Annotated in this window: 14 protein-coding genes; 5 read left to right on the top strand and 9 right to left on the bottom strand. The window is 71.6% G+C overall.

The window, feature by feature from the left end:
* Positions 1–30: 30 nt before the first annotated feature.
* Entirely contained in the window at positions 31–1,290 is a 1,260-nt protein-coding gene (locus AQJ84_RS02150) for a sensor histidine kinase (protein ID WP_037803288.1), read from the bottom strand.
* 168 nt (positions 1,291–1,458) lie between these two features.
* Here AQJ84_RS02150 and AQJ84_RS02145 point away from each other — a divergent pair, with 168 nt between their 5' ends.
* Complete coding sequence (locus AQJ84_RS02145; protein WP_030041631.1) at positions 1,459–1,653, top strand: hypothetical protein; 195 nt, start codon at positions 1,459–1,461, stop codon at positions 1,651–1,653.
* 12 nt (positions 1,654–1,665) lie between these two features.
* On the opposite strand, the gene AQJ84_RS02140 is transcribed toward AQJ84_RS02145, so the two are convergent.
* Both AQJ84_RS02140 and AQJ84_RS02135 read right to left on the bottom strand, forming a co-directional pair.
* Positions 1,666–2,061: a ribonuclease domain-containing protein gene (locus AQJ84_RS02140; protein ID WP_030041632.1), complete on the bottom strand. Its 396-nt coding sequence runs from the start codon at positions 2,059–2,061 to the stop codon at positions 1,666–1,668.
* Between the two features lie 85 nt (positions 2,062–2,146).
* A complete protein-coding gene (locus tag AQJ84_RS02135) occupies positions 2,147–2,770 on the bottom strand; it encodes a dihydrofolate reductase family protein (protein WP_030041633.1) in 624 nt (207 codons plus the stop codon).
* Between the two features lie 254 nt (positions 2,771–3,024).
* Between AQJ84_RS02135 and AQJ84_RS02130 the strand changes: the two genes are divergently transcribed.
* Positions 3,025–3,792, top strand: a complete 768-nt coding sequence (locus tag AQJ84_RS02130) for an SDR family oxidoreductase (protein ID WP_053192198.1) — start codon at positions 3,025–3,027, stop codon at positions 3,790–3,792.
* A gap of 222 nt (positions 3,793–4,014) precedes the next feature.
* Here AQJ84_RS02130 and alc read toward each other — a convergent pair whose 3' ends face one another.
* On the bottom strand, positions 4,015–5,127 hold the full coding sequence (gene alc / locus AQJ84_RS02125) for an allantoicase (RefSeq protein ID WP_030041635.1): 1,113 nt from the start codon (positions 5,125–5,127) through the stop codon (positions 4,015–4,017).
* A 47-nt stretch (positions 5,128–5,174) separates the two neighbouring features.
* Positions 5,175–6,515: an allantoinase AllB gene (gene allB, locus AQJ84_RS02120; RefSeq protein ID WP_030041636.1), complete on the bottom strand. Its 1,341-nt coding sequence runs from the start codon at positions 6,513–6,515 to the stop codon at positions 5,175–5,177.
* A gap of 289 nt (positions 6,516–6,804) precedes the next feature.
* Between allB and AQJ84_RS02115 the strand changes: the two genes are divergently transcribed.
* Entirely contained in the window at positions 6,805–7,602 is a 798-nt protein-coding gene (locus tag AQJ84_RS02115; RefSeq protein WP_030041637.1) for an IclR family transcriptional regulator, read from the top strand.
* A 143-nt stretch (positions 7,603–7,745) separates the two neighbouring features.
* On the opposite strand, the gene AQJ84_RS02110 is transcribed toward AQJ84_RS02115, so the two are convergent.
* Complete coding sequence (locus AQJ84_RS02110) at positions 7,746–8,033, bottom strand: DUF5955 family protein (RefSeq protein ID WP_030041638.1); 288 nt, start codon at positions 8,031–8,033, stop codon at positions 7,746–7,748.
* 216 nt (positions 8,034–8,249) lie between these two features.
* On the opposite strand from AQJ84_RS02110, the gene AQJ84_RS02105 reads away from it, so the two are divergent.
* Positions 8,250–8,849, top strand: coding sequence for a nucleotidyltransferase family protein (locus tag AQJ84_RS02105; RefSeq protein WP_030041639.1), 600 nt, complete (start codon positions 8,250–8,252; stop codon positions 8,847–8,849).
* Between the two features lie 186 nt (positions 8,850–9,035).
* Positions 9,036–10,661: a malate synthase A gene (gene aceB, locus AQJ84_RS02100; RefSeq protein ID WP_030041640.1), complete on the top strand. Its 1,626-nt coding sequence runs from the start codon at positions 9,036–9,038 to the stop codon at positions 10,659–10,661.
* A 3-nt stretch (positions 10,662–10,664) separates the two neighbouring features.
* On the opposite strand, the gene AQJ84_RS02095 is transcribed toward aceB, so the two are convergent.
* The 3 genes from AQJ84_RS02095 to AQJ84_RS02085 all read right to left on the bottom strand — a co-directional run bounded on the left by AQJ84_RS02095 (position 10,665) and on the right by AQJ84_RS02085 (position 12,946).
* Positions 10,665–10,964 carry a SelT/SelW/SelH family protein gene (locus tag AQJ84_RS02095; RefSeq protein WP_030041641.1) on the bottom strand — a complete coding sequence of 100 codons (300 nt, stop codon included), beginning with the start codon at positions 10,962–10,964 and terminating at the stop codon, positions 10,665–10,667.
* Positions 10,961–11,875 carry a HipA family kinase gene (locus AQJ84_RS02090; RefSeq protein ID WP_030041642.1) on the bottom strand — a complete coding sequence of 305 codons (915 nt, stop codon included), beginning with the start codon at positions 11,873–11,875 and terminating at the stop codon, positions 10,961–10,963. The genes AQJ84_RS02095 and AQJ84_RS02090 overlap by 4 nt, the downstream gene beginning before the upstream one ends.
* A 90-nt stretch (positions 11,876–11,965) precedes the next feature.
* Positions 11,966–12,946, bottom strand: coding sequence for a cytochrome c oxidase assembly protein (locus AQJ84_RS02085; protein WP_030041643.1), 981 nt, complete (start codon positions 12,944–12,946; stop codon positions 11,966–11,968).
* Positions 12,947–13,147 lie beyond the last annotated feature (201 nt).

The following is a 13,147-nucleotide window of genomic DNA, read 5'->3' as shown; positions in this document are numbered from 1 at the left end:
GGGGACAACTCCCTTACCTCGCCGCCGGGTTCACCCCCACGGCAGCCATGCTCGCACCCCGAACCCGCCGTCCCCCTGCGGGCCGTGCTCCAGGCGCCCCCCGGCCAGCGTCGCGCGTTCGGTCAGACCGATCAGGCCCTGGCCGGAGCCGGGGACGTGCGGGATCTCGCCGTCGGGCCGTGGGTTGCGGACGGAGATGGTCAGACCCTCCCCCGGGGCTCCGGAGACGGACACCGTGACCTCGGCTCCCGGGGCGTGTTTCCGGGCGTTGGTGAGGCCCTCCTGGGCGATGCGGTAGGCGGTACGGCCGACCGAGGCGGGGACGGCCGCGGGGTCGGTGACCCGGTTGTCGAGGGTGACCTTCGCGCCTGCCTCGCGGGACTCGGCGGCCAGGTGGTCCAGGGCGGCCAGCGTCGGCTGGGGACGGCCCGCGTCGTCGGCTTCACCCGCCCGCAGGACGCCGATGATCTCCCGGAGGTCCTGCAGGGCCTCGTGCGCGCTCTCCCGGATGACACCGGCAGCGCGGGCGACCTCCGCGTGGGGCGCGTCCGGCCGGAACTCCAGGGCGCCGGCGTGCACGCTCAGCAGGGTCAGCCGGTGCGCGAGGACGTCGTGCATCTCCCGGGCGATGGCCTCCCGGGCCAGCTGCTGCGCCTGCTCCGCCCGCAGTCGCGCCTCCGTCTCGGCACGCCGGGAGCGGTCGCGCAGGCTGAGCATCAACTGCCGCTTGGCGCGTACGAGCAGGCCCCAGCCGACCAGGACAGCGGTCAGCAGCACGAAGATGACGACCGCGACGAAGTACGTCAGCTCGGGGTCGGGGCGCAGCCAGAAGTAGAGCGGGATCAGCGCGATGGTGACGCCACCCACCCAGGCCACGTACCGGAAGGGCCGGTGCACGGCGAGGGTGAACAGGGCGATCATGCACGCCCCGCCCGCGGTGTCCGAGAACATCCCGACCGGAATCGTCGCCACGGCCAGCCCGACCGGCCAGCGTCGGCGCAGCCACACCGCGGCACAGGCGAGCGCGCCGGTCCACTGGTCGACGACGGCGAGCGCGTGCGGGACGTGCGGGTTGTCGGTCACGGCGTCGGCGCCGACGATGCCGACGAGGACGGCCAGCAGGAAGCAGGTGAAGTCGACGATCCAGTCGCGGGCGGTACGCCGGGGCCGCCGTCCGGGCCGGGAGGCGTCGGGTTCGAACTCGTGGATCACAGCGGAGGGCAGCAGCCAGTGCCGCCCTGAGTGTTCCGGCGGTTCTGGCACCCTCACGTCAGCACTCACGGTCGACAAATCTATGCGGCCGCGGCCCGTGCCACTCCCCCGCGCGCGGGATCGTCGACCAAAGTCGTGACAGCGGAGACTTTCGGCGCGGGCCGGCCGGCGGACCGGGACTTCCGTCGGACGTGCCTCGCCCCGCGGCCGATGTGGGTGGGGGGTCCGCGGGGCGAGGGTCTTGGCATGAAACAGCTGCTGGAGCTAATCGGTTTCCTTGCCCTGGTACAGGGCGTGATGGGCCTCTTGCACGAGTTCACCGACTGGAACATCGGCTTCGTGCAGCGGGTCGGTTTCCTCGACGGCTACGAGATCTTCGCGAGCGTCACCCTGGTCGTGCTGGCGTTCGCGCTGTTCGCCGTCGCGGAGAGCCAGAGGTGAGGGCAAGCGAGTTCAGCAGCCGTGGTCGACCAGGTCGAACGACTCGTAGTGGTCGGCCGTGTAGTAGTCCTCCTGGTTCTCCTCACCGGTCACGATGCGGCGGGCACCGCGCGTGGAGGATCCGGGCGTGATGACCGTGTACTCGTGGTAGTAGCCGGTCGACTGGCCGGGCAGGACGCCTTCCCGGTTCTGGAACACGGTCCCGTCCTGCGAGTACGGGTAGGGACCACCCTGCTCGATCAGGTCGAGCGTGTCGTGGGCCTGGGAGGGCAGGTCGCTGTAGCAGATGCTGCCGACCGCCGTGGCGGCCGCGTTCGCCGACGTGGCGGTGACGGTGCCGCCCACGAGGAGGGCGGACAGGAGCGCGGCTGCGGCGCCGATACGAGCGGTGCGTGGGGGGAATCTCATGACCTCATGATGACGCGCGTAGACGATGGCATGTCAATGTCAACCTGGTGGATTTTCACGTCAAGTCCGAGGAGTTTTCGGGAAGTTAACCTGCGGGGAGCTCGTAGGAGCCGTACTCCGGGCGGCCCGTCACGTCGTACGACTGGATGGAGACGCCCGCCCCGGTGACGCGTCCGTCGACGTGCCGGAGGGCGGTCGGTACGGCGCCGTCGGCGAACAGGCGGTGACCGGCGCCGAGCACGACCGGGAAGGTCAGCAGGTGCACGGTGTCGACGAGGTCGAGGGCGAACAGGGACCGTGCCAGGGCGCCGCTGCCGTGTACCTGGAGCTCGCCGTCGGTGCGCTCCTTGAGGGCGGTCACCTCCTTCGCCAGGTCGCGGCCGATCACGGTGGTGCCGGCCCAGCCGGGCTCGGTGAGGGTGGAGGAGGCGACGTACTTCGGCAGGGCGTTCAGCTTCGAGGCGACCGGGTCGGCCGGGTCGGTGTTCTTCGGCCAGTACGCGGCGAAGATGTCGTAGGTGCGACGGCCGAGGAGGAAGGCGCCGACGCGGCCGAAGACCTCCTCGACGAACCGGCCGAAGTCGTCGTCCCAGTACGGGACGGTCCAGCCGCCCTGCCGGAAACCGTCGCGGGTGTCCTCCTTGGGACCACCGGGGGCCTGGTGGACGCCGTCGAGGGTGACGAACGAGGTGAGGACGAGCTTGCCCATGACGGGTGCCTGCCTTTCGTGGTGGGGTCCGCTTTCATCAGGGCAGACCCCGTAGGCCCTCGCAACTCATCGGTCGGCGTGTCGGTCGGCGGTGTCGGTCGGCGGTGTCGGTCGGCGGCCGGGCCGTAGCGTGAGCTCCGCGTGCTCGTGAGCTCGGCGTCCGTTTGCCGCCAGCGTCCGGAGTCGGCCGCCGCTGAGATGGGCCCATGACGAAAACCAGCGGCACCAACGGGATCAACGGCGGGATCAACGAAATGGGCGGGCGCGACGGGATCGGCGGGAACGACGGGCTCTTGAACGGCAAGGTGGCCCTGGTGACCGGCGGCAGCCGTGGCATCGGCGCCGCGACGGCTCTGCGGCTGGCCCGGGAGGGCGCCGACGTCGCCCTGACCTATGTGAACGGCAAGGAGGCGGCCGACGACGTCGTACGGGCCGTCGAGGCGCTGGGGCGCCGGGCGGTGGCCCTGCGGGCCGACTCCGCCGACGTGGAGGAGTCGGCCGGGGCGGTGGCTCGGACGGCGGAGGCGCTCGGAGGACGGCTGGACGTGCTCGTGAACAACGTGGGGGTCGGGCTGCTGGGGCCCTTGGAGAGTCTCTCCGTCGCCGATGTGGACCGGGTGCTCGCGGTGAACGTGCGCGGGGTCTTCCTGGCGTCCCAGGCGGCCGCGGGCCTGATGGTGGCGGGTGGGCGGATCATCACCGTCGGCACGTGCATGACCCAGCGGGTGCCGGGGCCCGGTGGGGCGCTGTACGCGATGAGCAAGTCCGCGCTGATCGGCATGACGAAGGCGCTGGCGCGGGAGTTGGGGGCGCGGGGGATCACCGCGAACATCGTGCATCCGGGGCCGATCGACACGGACATGAATCCGGCGGACGGGGTGTTCGCGGAGGGGCAGGCTGCGATGACGGCGCTGGGGCGGTTCGGGACGGCGGAGGAAGTGGCGGGGACGGTGGCCTATCTGGCGGGGGCCGCGTATGTGACGGGGGCGGAGTTCTCTGTGGACGGGGGGCATGCGGCGTGATGGGGCGGTTTTATCGCCCCCGCCGCCCCTTCTCGTCCCTCCTGAAGGGGCTCCGCCCCTTCGACCCCGCCGGGGCTGCGCCCCGGACCCCCTTCGGCCCGAAGGGCCTCGTCCTCAAACGCCGGACGGGCTGGTAGTGCCGAGCGCCTTGCCATGTGGCCCACCGAGTCGGGCGGGGGGGTGGGCATAGGCCAGGATGCGCGCGCAGGATGTCCGCCCCGCTCAGCCGCCCAGTTCCCGGTGACGGGACGCCAGCGTCGTCGCGCCCGTTTCGGTCAGGGTGCCGAACAGGCGCAGGCGGGAGATGCCGCCGTCCGGGTAGATGTCCACGCGCGCGTGGGTGCCGACGGCCGGGGCCGGGAGGACGAAGCGGTGGTTGGTGTCGGGCTGGAGGCGGGTGCGCGGGAGGATCTCCGTCCACTCGCCGTCGCCGTCCCTGACCGACACCGACGCCCAGCCCGCGCTGTTGCCCTTGAGATACGCCGTGTCGATCTCCAGGGCGCGGATCCGGGACTGCGCGGCCAGGCGGTAGCGGATCCAGTCGTTGCCCTGGTCGCGGCGGCGCCGGGTCTCCCAGCCGTCGTCCATCTTGCGGGAGCGGCCCGGCTGGATGGTGTTGGAGGCCGGCGAGTAGAAGAGGTTGGAGGCGTCCTCGGCACTGCCGCCGTTCTCCAGGGCGACCACGTCGAAGGTGCCGAGGGCCTCCAGCCACTTCGGGTCGGGGACGACCTCGCCGTGGACGCGCAGCCGGGCGATGCCCCCGTCGGGATGCTGGTTGACGCGCAGATGCGTGAAGCACTGCTCGGCCGCGACGGCGAAACCGTTCGCCGCGTGGCCGCCCACCGCCGTGCGAGGGACCAGCGTCGTCCACTTCACGTCGTCCCCGAGGAGGTCCTCCGGCGACGGGGAACCCGGCACCGACGTGCCCTCGACGGACACCGCCTGCGGGTAGTTGCCGCGGAAGTGGGCTGTGTCGACGACGATGCCGCGGACCACCCCGGGCGCCCCGAGGCGGACCAGCGCCCAGTCGTGGTCCTCCGGCGTGGGCCAGGGGTGGGCGGCGGAGGCACCGCGCCGCCGCCGCGTCTCCCAGCCGTCCATGATCTTGCCCTTGTGCCCGAAGTGCTCGGGGTCGAACTCGGCGGCCCCGGGCATCAGCAGGTTCTCGCGCTGGGCGAAGAACTCGTCGTTGGCGGCGATCACTCCGGCGCCGAGCTGCCGGTCGGCGAGGTTGGCGTACTGGGTGAAGGGGAAGTCGGCGGTGCGGTAGTCCGCGTAGGGGTCACCGCCTCCGTAGGGGTTCGCGTCGCCGGTGAAGCTGGGTATCGCCGTCACGAGATGTGCCTTTCGGGAGTCGGCCGCTGCGGGTGCGGGAGGGTGGCTCAGGGGGTGCGGGTGAGGAGTCGGCCCTTCGGGTCGGTGAACTCGCCGTCCACGACGATGCGTTCGCCGCGCAGCCAGGTCGACTTCACCACGCCGTGCAGGGTCCTGCCCGCGTACGCCGTGACACGGTTGCGGTGCTGGAGGGCCGCCGGGTCCACGGTGAACGTCTCGTCCGGTGCGAGGACCGCGAAGTCGGCGTCGCGGCCCGCCTCGATGGCTCCCTTGCGCGCGTCGAGACCGACCAGACGCGCCGTCCCCGTCGACATCCAGCGGACCACGTCCTCCAGGCCGTGACCGCGCCTGCGGGCCTCGGTCCACACGGCCGCGAGGCTCAGCTGGAGGCCGGAGATGCCGCCCCACGCCGTCGCGAAGTCGTCGGTCTTCAGGTCGGTCGTCGAGGGCGAGTGGTCGGTGACCACGCAGTCGATGGTGCCGTCGGCCAGCGCCTGCCAGAGCAGGTCCTGGTTGGCGGACTCCCTGATGGGCGGACAGCACTTGAACTCGCTGGCGCCGTCAGGGACTTCCTCGGCGGTGAGGGTCAGGTAGTGCGGGCAGGTCTCGACCGTGATGCGGACGCCCTCCGCCTTGGCCGCCGCGATCAGCGGCAGTGCGTCGGACGAGGAAAGGTGCAGCACGTGCACGCGCGCGTCGAGACGCCTGGCCTGGGCGATGAGCTGGGCGATCGCCGTGTCCTCCGCGTCCCGCGGACGGGAGGCCAGGAAGTCGGCGTACTTGGGACCGCCCTGCTGCGGGGCGGCGTCCAGGTGGTGCGGATCCTCGGCGTGCACGATCAGCAGACCGCCGAAGGCGGCGATCTCGGCGAGGGACTGGGCGAGTTGGTCCTGGCCCAGGTGCGGGAACTCGTCGACGCCGGACGGCGACAGGAAGGCCTTGAAGCCGAAGACCCCGGCCTCGTGCAGCGGGCGCAGGTCCTTGACGTTGTCGGGGAGGGCACCGCCCCAGAAGCCGACGTCGATGTGGGCCTTGTCGGCCGCGACCTCCTTCTTGGTACGGAGGTGGTCGACCGTGGTCGTCGGCGGGAGGGAGTTGAGCGGCATGTCGACGAGGGTGGTGATACCACCGGCGGCCGCGGCCCGGGTGGCGGTCCAGAAGCCCTCCCACTCGGTGCGACCGGGGTCGTTGACGTGCACGTGGGTGTCGACCAGGCCGGGCAGCAGGACGTGGTCGCCGACGTCCTCCAGGCGGGCGCCGGCCGGCACCTCTGCGTCGTACGGCAGGACGGCCGTGATCGTCCCGGCGGCGACCGCGACCGAGGCGGCGCGCGTCCCCTCCGGGGTGATGACGCGCGTCGAGCGCAGCACCAGTTCTACGTCGGACACCCGGACCCCTCTCGCTGTGCCGCTGTCTCCGTCCGCTTCCGTTACTTCCGGGAAACGGGATTTACGTCCACGTAACGGAATTCAACGTTCTGTTGAAGGAGTCTTCACTCCCGCCCTCGCGCCGTCAAGGGCACACTTCTTCAGGGGACCACAACGGCGCCCACTCTGGACGTTTCCACAAGGCGGAATTAGAATTCCGGCACGCAGAACGTAGCTACGCACAAGCGGGGAGTCAACCGACCGGCGGGTAGGCTTCTGCTCTTCCCGCCTGTCCCGAAAGGAACGCGCCGTGCCGACGTCCAGCGCCAGCACCACCGACTCCGCGAAGTCCGCCAGCGGCGGAGTCCAGTCCCTCGAGCGCGCCTTCGATCTGCTGGAGCGCATGGCGGACGCGGGCGGCGAAGTCGGCCTGAGCGAGCTCTCCGCGAGCAGCGGGCTGCCTCTGCCGACCATCCACCGCCTGATGCGCACCCTCGTGGCCTGCGGATACGTACGCCAGCAGCCCAACCGCCGCTACGCGCTCGGCCCCCGCCTGATCCGCCTCGGCGAATCCTCCTCCCGACTGCTCGGCACCTGGGCGCGCCCCTACCTCGCCCGCCTGGTCGAGGAGACCGGCGAGACGGCGAACATGGCGCTTCTGGACGGCGACGAGATCGTCTACGTGGCACAGGTGCCGTCGAAGCACTCGATGCGGATGTTCACCGAGGTCGGCCGGCGCGTCCTGCCGCACTCCACGGGCGTCGGCAAGGCCCTGCTCGCCGACACCCCGGACGCCGAGGTGCGCGCCCTCCTCGCCCGCACCGGCATGCCCGCCGCCACGGAAAAGACGATCACCACACCGGACGGGTTCCTCGCCGCGCTGGAGGATGTACGGCGCCAGGGCTTCGCGATCGACGACAACGAGCAGGAGATCGGGGTCCGCTGCCTCGCGGTGTCCGTCCCCAACTCCCCCACCTCGGCGGCCATCTCCATCTCGGGCCCGGCAGGCCGGGTCACCGAGGCGGCGACGGAGAGGATCGTGCCGGTGCTCCAGCAGGTGGCGGTGGAACTGTCGGAGGCACTGGCGACCTCGACGCCGAACACCTGAACCGCCCCGACGGAACCGTCACACCCGATCCGCCATCCCTGAACCGCTCCACCCGGACCGTCACACCCGATCCGCCACCCGTGATCCGCGGCACCGAAGCCGCGGCGCCGGAGCCGCGGCGCCCGGACGGCCACCGGACGTTTTCACCGCCGCGGCGGCTCCCCGAACAGGTCCACCGCGTCACGCACCTTGGACAGGCCCCCCGACAGGGCGCTGACCGAGCCGATCGCGCCCGCGATCACCAGCAGCGACCGGCGCAGCCGGGAGACCTCGGGCGTTCCATCGACGGTCATCGCGGCCAGCGCCGCGAGTTCGTCCTCGGCGATACCGCGGTCGGGGAACTCGGCCGGATGCGCGGCGAGTTCGCGGCGCAGGCGGGAGACCGCGGTCCGCAGTGCCGCCACCCTCAGGTCCTCGTCGCTGCCGCTCACCGGCCTGCGCCCCAAGCTCCGCAACACGGCACTCCCCCTCGCACTCCGTTGTGCGCCTGCACACTCTCCGGTCCCTTCGCGCGTCCCCGCGCGCTGGTCGGGCGCCGGGGGGACGCGGGTCAGTAAACGCCACGCCGTGGCGGCCGCGCCACTGCGCGGACCGAAATTCAGCCCTGGGAACCCGGCGCTCGCCGGAGCGTCGGGTATGCAGGACGCATGACGGACAACGCACCGATGGTGGCCGGGCTGCTCCTCGCCGCGGGAGGCGGACGCCGGCTCGGCGGCCGCCCCAAGGCCCTGCTCGAACACCGGGGACGGCCACTGGTCGAGTACGCGGTCGGCGTGCTGCGCGCGGCCGGCTGCACCCGCGTCCACGTGGTCCTGGGGGCGGCGGCGGGCACCGTACGGGAGCGGGCGGAGCTCGGCGACTGTGTGCTCGTGGAGAACCCCGGCTGGGCCGACGGCATGGGTTCGTCCCTGCGGGCCGGGCTGGACTCGCTCACCGGCACGGGAGCCGGGGCCGCCCTCGTCTCCCTCGTCGACCAGCCCGGCATCGGGGCGGACGCGGTCGGCCGGGTGCGCGCCGCGTACGAGTCCGACCGGTCGCTGGCCTGCGCCGCCTACGACGGCGTCCGCGGCCACCCGGTCCTTCTCGGCGCCGCGCACTGGGCGGGGATCGCCGCGACCGCCACCGGCGACCGGGGGGCACGCGCCTACCTGAAGGCGCACGAGGAGGCGATCACGCTCGTCGAGTGCGGAGACGTGGCCGAGCCGTACGACATCGACACGGCCGTGGACCTGAAACACCTTGAGTGAGCGGGGTGGCACCGAGCGCCACCTTGCCTCGACTCGGAGAATCTCGACATCAACAAACTATTGAAGTTCCACGATGAGGAAACTAGTATCCACTGTTCAGAAGCGCTCGGCGGCTCCCGGGCGCTGCCCGCCCTACCGTGGTCGACTGGCACCCGGTGCCACGCTCGCTGAAGGAAGTGACAGCTCATGTCCGCACCAGCGCCGTCCCCGCTGGCCATCGTCGACGCCGAGCCCCTGCCCCGGCAGGAGGAGGTCCTCACCGAAGCGGCCCTCGCCTTCGTGGCCGAGCTGCACCGCCGGTTCACGCCCCGGCGTGACGAGCTCCTCGCCCGCCGTGCGGAGCGCCGCGCCGAGATCGCCCGTACCTCCACGCTCGACTTCCTCCCGGAGACCGCCGCGATCCGCGCCGACGACTCCTGGAAGGTGGCCCCCTCCCCTGCGGCCCTGGACGACCGCCGGGTCGAGATCACCGGCCCCACCGACCGCAAGATGACCATCAACGCCCTCAACTCGGGTGCCCGGGTCTGGCTCGCGGACTTCGAGGACGCCTCGGCGCCGACCTGGGAGAACGTGATCCTCGGTCAGGTCAACCTGGCCGACGCCTACACCCGCGCCATCGACTTCACGGACCCGGTGTCCGGCAAGTCGTACGCCCTCAAGGGCGACGACGAGCTCGCCACGGTCGTCATGCGCCCGCGCGGCTGGCACCTGAACGAGCGTCACCTCGTCGCCGCGGACGGCAGCCAGGTTCCCGGCGCCCTCGTCGACTTCGGCCTGTACTTCTTCCACAATGCCCAGCGGCTGCTGGACCTCGGCAAGGGCCCGTACTTCTACCTCCCGAAGACGGAGTCGCACCTGGAGGCCCGCCTGTGGAACGAGGTGTTCGTCTTCGCGCAGGACTACGTCGGCATCCCGCAGGGCACCGTCCGCGCCACCGTGCTGATCGAGACGATCACGGCCGCGTACGAGATGGAGGAGATCCTCTACGAACTGCGCGACCACGCCTCCGGCCTGAACGCGGGCCGCTGGGACTACCTGTTCTCCATCGTCAAGAACTTCCGTGACGGCGGCGCCAAGTTCGTCCTCCCGGACCGCAACGCGGTCACGATGACGGCCCCGTTCATGCGCGCGTACACCGAACTCCTCGTCCACACCTGCCACAAGCGCGGCGCGCACGCCATCGGCGGCATGGCGGCGTTCATCCCCTCCCGGCGCGACGAAGAGGTCAACAAGGTCGCCTTCGAGAAGGTGAAGGCCGACAAGGACCGCGAGGCCGCCGACGGTTTCGACGGCTCCTGGGTCGCCCACCCCGACCTGGTCCCGATCGCCATGGCCTCCTTCGACGCGGTCCTCGGCGACCGGCCGAACCAGAAGGACCGGCTGCGCGAGGACGTCGACGTCAAGGCGGCCGACCTGATCGCCGTCGACTCCCTCGACGCCAAGCCGACGTACAACGGTCTCGTCAACGCCGTCCAGGTCGGCATCCGTTACATCGAGGCCTGGCTGCGCGGTCTCGGCGCGGTCGCCATCTTCAACCTGATGGAGGACGCGGCGACCGCAGAGATCTCCCGCTCGCAGATCTGGCAGTGGATCAACGCGGGCGTCGAGTTCGAGAACGGCGAGAAGGCCACGCCGGAGCTGGCCCGCAAGGTCGCGGCGCAGGAGCTCGCCGAGCTCCGCGCCGAGCTCGGCGAGGACGCGTTCAACGCCGGTCACTGGCAGCAGGCCCACGACCTGCTGCTGGAGGTCTCCCTCGACGAGGACTACGCGGACTTCCTGACGCTGCCGGCCTACGAGCAGCTCAGGGGCTGAGGCTCAGGACGCCGGCTGGTCCGAGTGGCCCAGGGACTTGCCCGGGGCCACTCGGTCGCGTACCGCCTGCTTCACGGCGGTGGGCTCCGGGAAACCCTGCTCGCGGCGGTCCCACACCACCTCGCCGTTCACCCGGACGACGAAGACGCCGCCCTTGCCGGGCACCAGGGACAGCTCCGTGAGCTCGTTCTCGAACGTCGTCAGCAGTTCCTGGGCCAGCCAGGCGGCCCGCGGCAGCCAGCGGCACTGCGTGCAGTACTCGATCTCGACGCGCCGCGGCCCGCCCGAGGAGGTCTCCGTCATCCGAGGTGTACCGACCAATCCTGTTCCGCCGCCGGCTTGCCGTGCAGGTCGGGGACCCGCTTGAGCCAGTCCGGCCGGCCCTGTTGCGTCCTCGCCGCCCGGACTTCCTCCTCGGCGGCGAGCTCCTCCCGGGTGGGGAAGTCGGTGGGCAGCCACGCCTCGGAGGCGCGTACGCGCGCGTGGAGGTGGTCCACGTACGCCGTGCGGGCGTCCTCCGGCGTCGCGAACCCGTCGTCGCCGGTCAGCCAGGCGTCCGGGACCTCCGCCAGGATCTCCCGCAGCAGCCGCTCGGTCACCAGCGGCGCCAGCTCCGCGTCGGCTGCGCGCACGTCGGGGGCGTAGTGGCCGAGTGCGTGGTGCCGGAAGTCGTACGCCTTCGCGGGGTCCGAGCCGTCCCAGCGGTGGTGGAACACCAGAGCGGCCCCGTGGTCGATCAGCCACAGGCGCGGCGGTACGGTCCCGAAGGTGGGCCAGACCATCAGGTTGGAGCTGTGGACCGTACGGTCCACGTTGGCCGTCAGGGCGTCCAGCCAGACGACCCGGCCGGCCTCCAGCGGGTCCACGCGGAAGGCTCCGGCGATCTGCGGGGTGAAGTCCTTCGCGCCCGGCAGGAAGTCCATGCCGAGGTTGATTCCGGCGCTCGCGGCGTGGAGTTCGCGCACCTCCTGGTGCGGCTCGCTGTCGGCGATCGCCGGGTCGAAGTGCACGAGGACCAGTTCGGGGAAGCGCAGTCCCAGGGCGCGGGCCAGCTCGCCGACGACCACCTCGGCGACCAGCGCCTTGCGGCCCTGCGCGGAGCCGGTGAACTTCACGACGTACGTGCCGAGGTCGTCGGCCTCGACGACGCCGGGGACGGAGCCACCGGACCGCAGGGGTTCGACGTAGCGCGTTGCGGTGACCTCTCTCAGCACCTGGGCATCCTAACCGGGCAGGCAGGCGGGGCGAGTGGTGAGCGGGGCCCTGCGCACGGGGCCCTGCACCGGTCGCCGCCCGGGCAGGTGTCAACGCCCCGGCCGCTGCCCCCTGATGCGCCGGCCCACCTCGCCGTTCTCGGTCTCCCACCACGGATGGACGACCTCCGGCCCTGATGCCGGCCCCGGTGCCGCGGGCGTCACCGGGACCGACTCCGCGTCCAGGCGACGGTCCAGGGCGGCGGTCTCGGCACGTTCGGTGTGCGCCCACTGCACCAGGAGGGCGAGCAGGAAGGGCAGCGCCACCAGCTCGGCGATGCCGATCATCGCGCCGCCGCCGAGCTGCTGGTCGTGGTGTACGTCCGGCGCCCAGGAAGGGGCGTGGCGCAGGTACCAGGTGCCGGCGATCAAGGTGCCGTGGGTCATCACCACGATGCCCGGCACGGCGTCGACGACCCCGTCGAGGAACACCAGCGCCGCCCGCACCGGATGAGTGCACCACCTCGGCAGGGCCTCCTCGCGGGTGAGCACCGGCACCACGAAGAGGCTGCCGGCGAGCAGGAGGTGCAGATACATCAGCTCGTGCAGCCAGTCGTCCCGCAGGGCGGTCTCGAAGTAGGGAGTGAAGTACACCGTCAGTTCGGTCACGAGGACCAGGACCGTGCTGACCAGGGGGAAGGTCAGCAGGCGCACCAGCCGTCCGGTCATCACCCGCCGCATCCGGTCGGCGGCCGGTGGGGACAGGGCTCGCAGGGCCAGGCCCAGCGGATCGCCCAGCGCCAGCCCGAGCGGGGCGACCAGGTCGAGGAGGACGTTCTGGACGGCGGCCGGCCAGAACAGGGCACGGTCGTACACGGCCAGCGGGGACATCGTGGCCACGACGAGCGCGCCGAGGCCGAGCGACGTGAAGGCCACCACGCGGGCCACCGGCCAGCGCTCACCCCGTCGCCGCAGCCGCAGCACTCCGCGCGCGTACAGCGCGCCCAGCAGGACGACCAGCAGCAGGGCGGGCACGTCCAGGTGCCATGAGGTGAGCAACCGCCCCGTGGTGAGCTCGGGCGGACTCTCCATGGCGACCTCCCACCGCACAAGGGCTACAGACGTCCCGAGACCCTACGCGGCACCCTCACCCGGATCGGTCGCGTACGGGCCTGAGTAGCCCTCGTCATACCTGCCTCATACCGAGTTCGAAACCGAACCCCCCTTCGTCCGCGTTCACACTCGACTCTTAACCAGGCTCCAACCCCCTTCAGGAGCAGCCGGGTTGAGCGC

The sequence above is a fragment of the Streptomyces resistomycificus genome, assembly GCF_001514265.1.
GTDB classification, from domain to species: Bacteria; Actinomycetota; Actinomycetes; order Streptomycetales; family Streptomycetaceae; genus Streptomyces; species Streptomyces resistomycificus.
This window is presented reverse-complemented; position numbering and strand designations above follow the sequence as displayed.

What these genes read in the sequence shown, in the direction of transcription:
- AQJ84_RS02145 (WP_030041631.1), top strand. Translation starts at nt 1,459, where the DNA reads ATGAAACAGCTGCTGGAGCTAATCGGTTTCCTTGCCCTGGTACAGGGC.
- AQJ84_RS02140 (WP_030041632.1), bottom strand. Translation starts at nt 2,061, where the DNA reads ATGAGATTCCCCCCACGCACCGCTCGTATCGGCGCCGCAGCCGCGCTC.
- AQJ84_RS02135 (WP_030041633.1), bottom strand. Translation starts at nt 2,770, where the DNA reads ATGGGCAAGCTCGTCCTCACCTCGTTCGTCACCCTCGACGGCGTCCAC.
- AQJ84_RS02130 (WP_053192198.1), top strand. Translation starts at nt 3,025, where the DNA reads ATGGGCGGGCGCGACGGGATCGGCGGGAACGACGGGCTCTTGAACGGC.
- AQJ84_RS02105 (WP_030041639.1), top strand. Translation starts at nt 8,250, where the DNA reads ATGACGGACAACGCACCGATGGTGGCCGGGCTGCTCCTCGCCGCGGGA.
- aceB (WP_030041640.1), top strand. Translation starts at nt 9,036, where the DNA reads ATGTCCGCACCAGCGCCGTCCCCGCTGGCCATCGTCGACGCCGAGCCC.
- AQJ84_RS02095 (WP_030041641.1), bottom strand. Translation starts at nt 10,964, where the DNA reads ATGACGGAGACCTCCTCGGGCGGGCCGCGGCGCGTCGAGATCGAGTAC.
- AQJ84_RS02085 (WP_030041643.1), bottom strand. Translation starts at nt 12,946, where the DNA reads ATGGAGAGTCCGCCCGAGCTCACCACGGGGCGGTTGCTCACCTCATGG.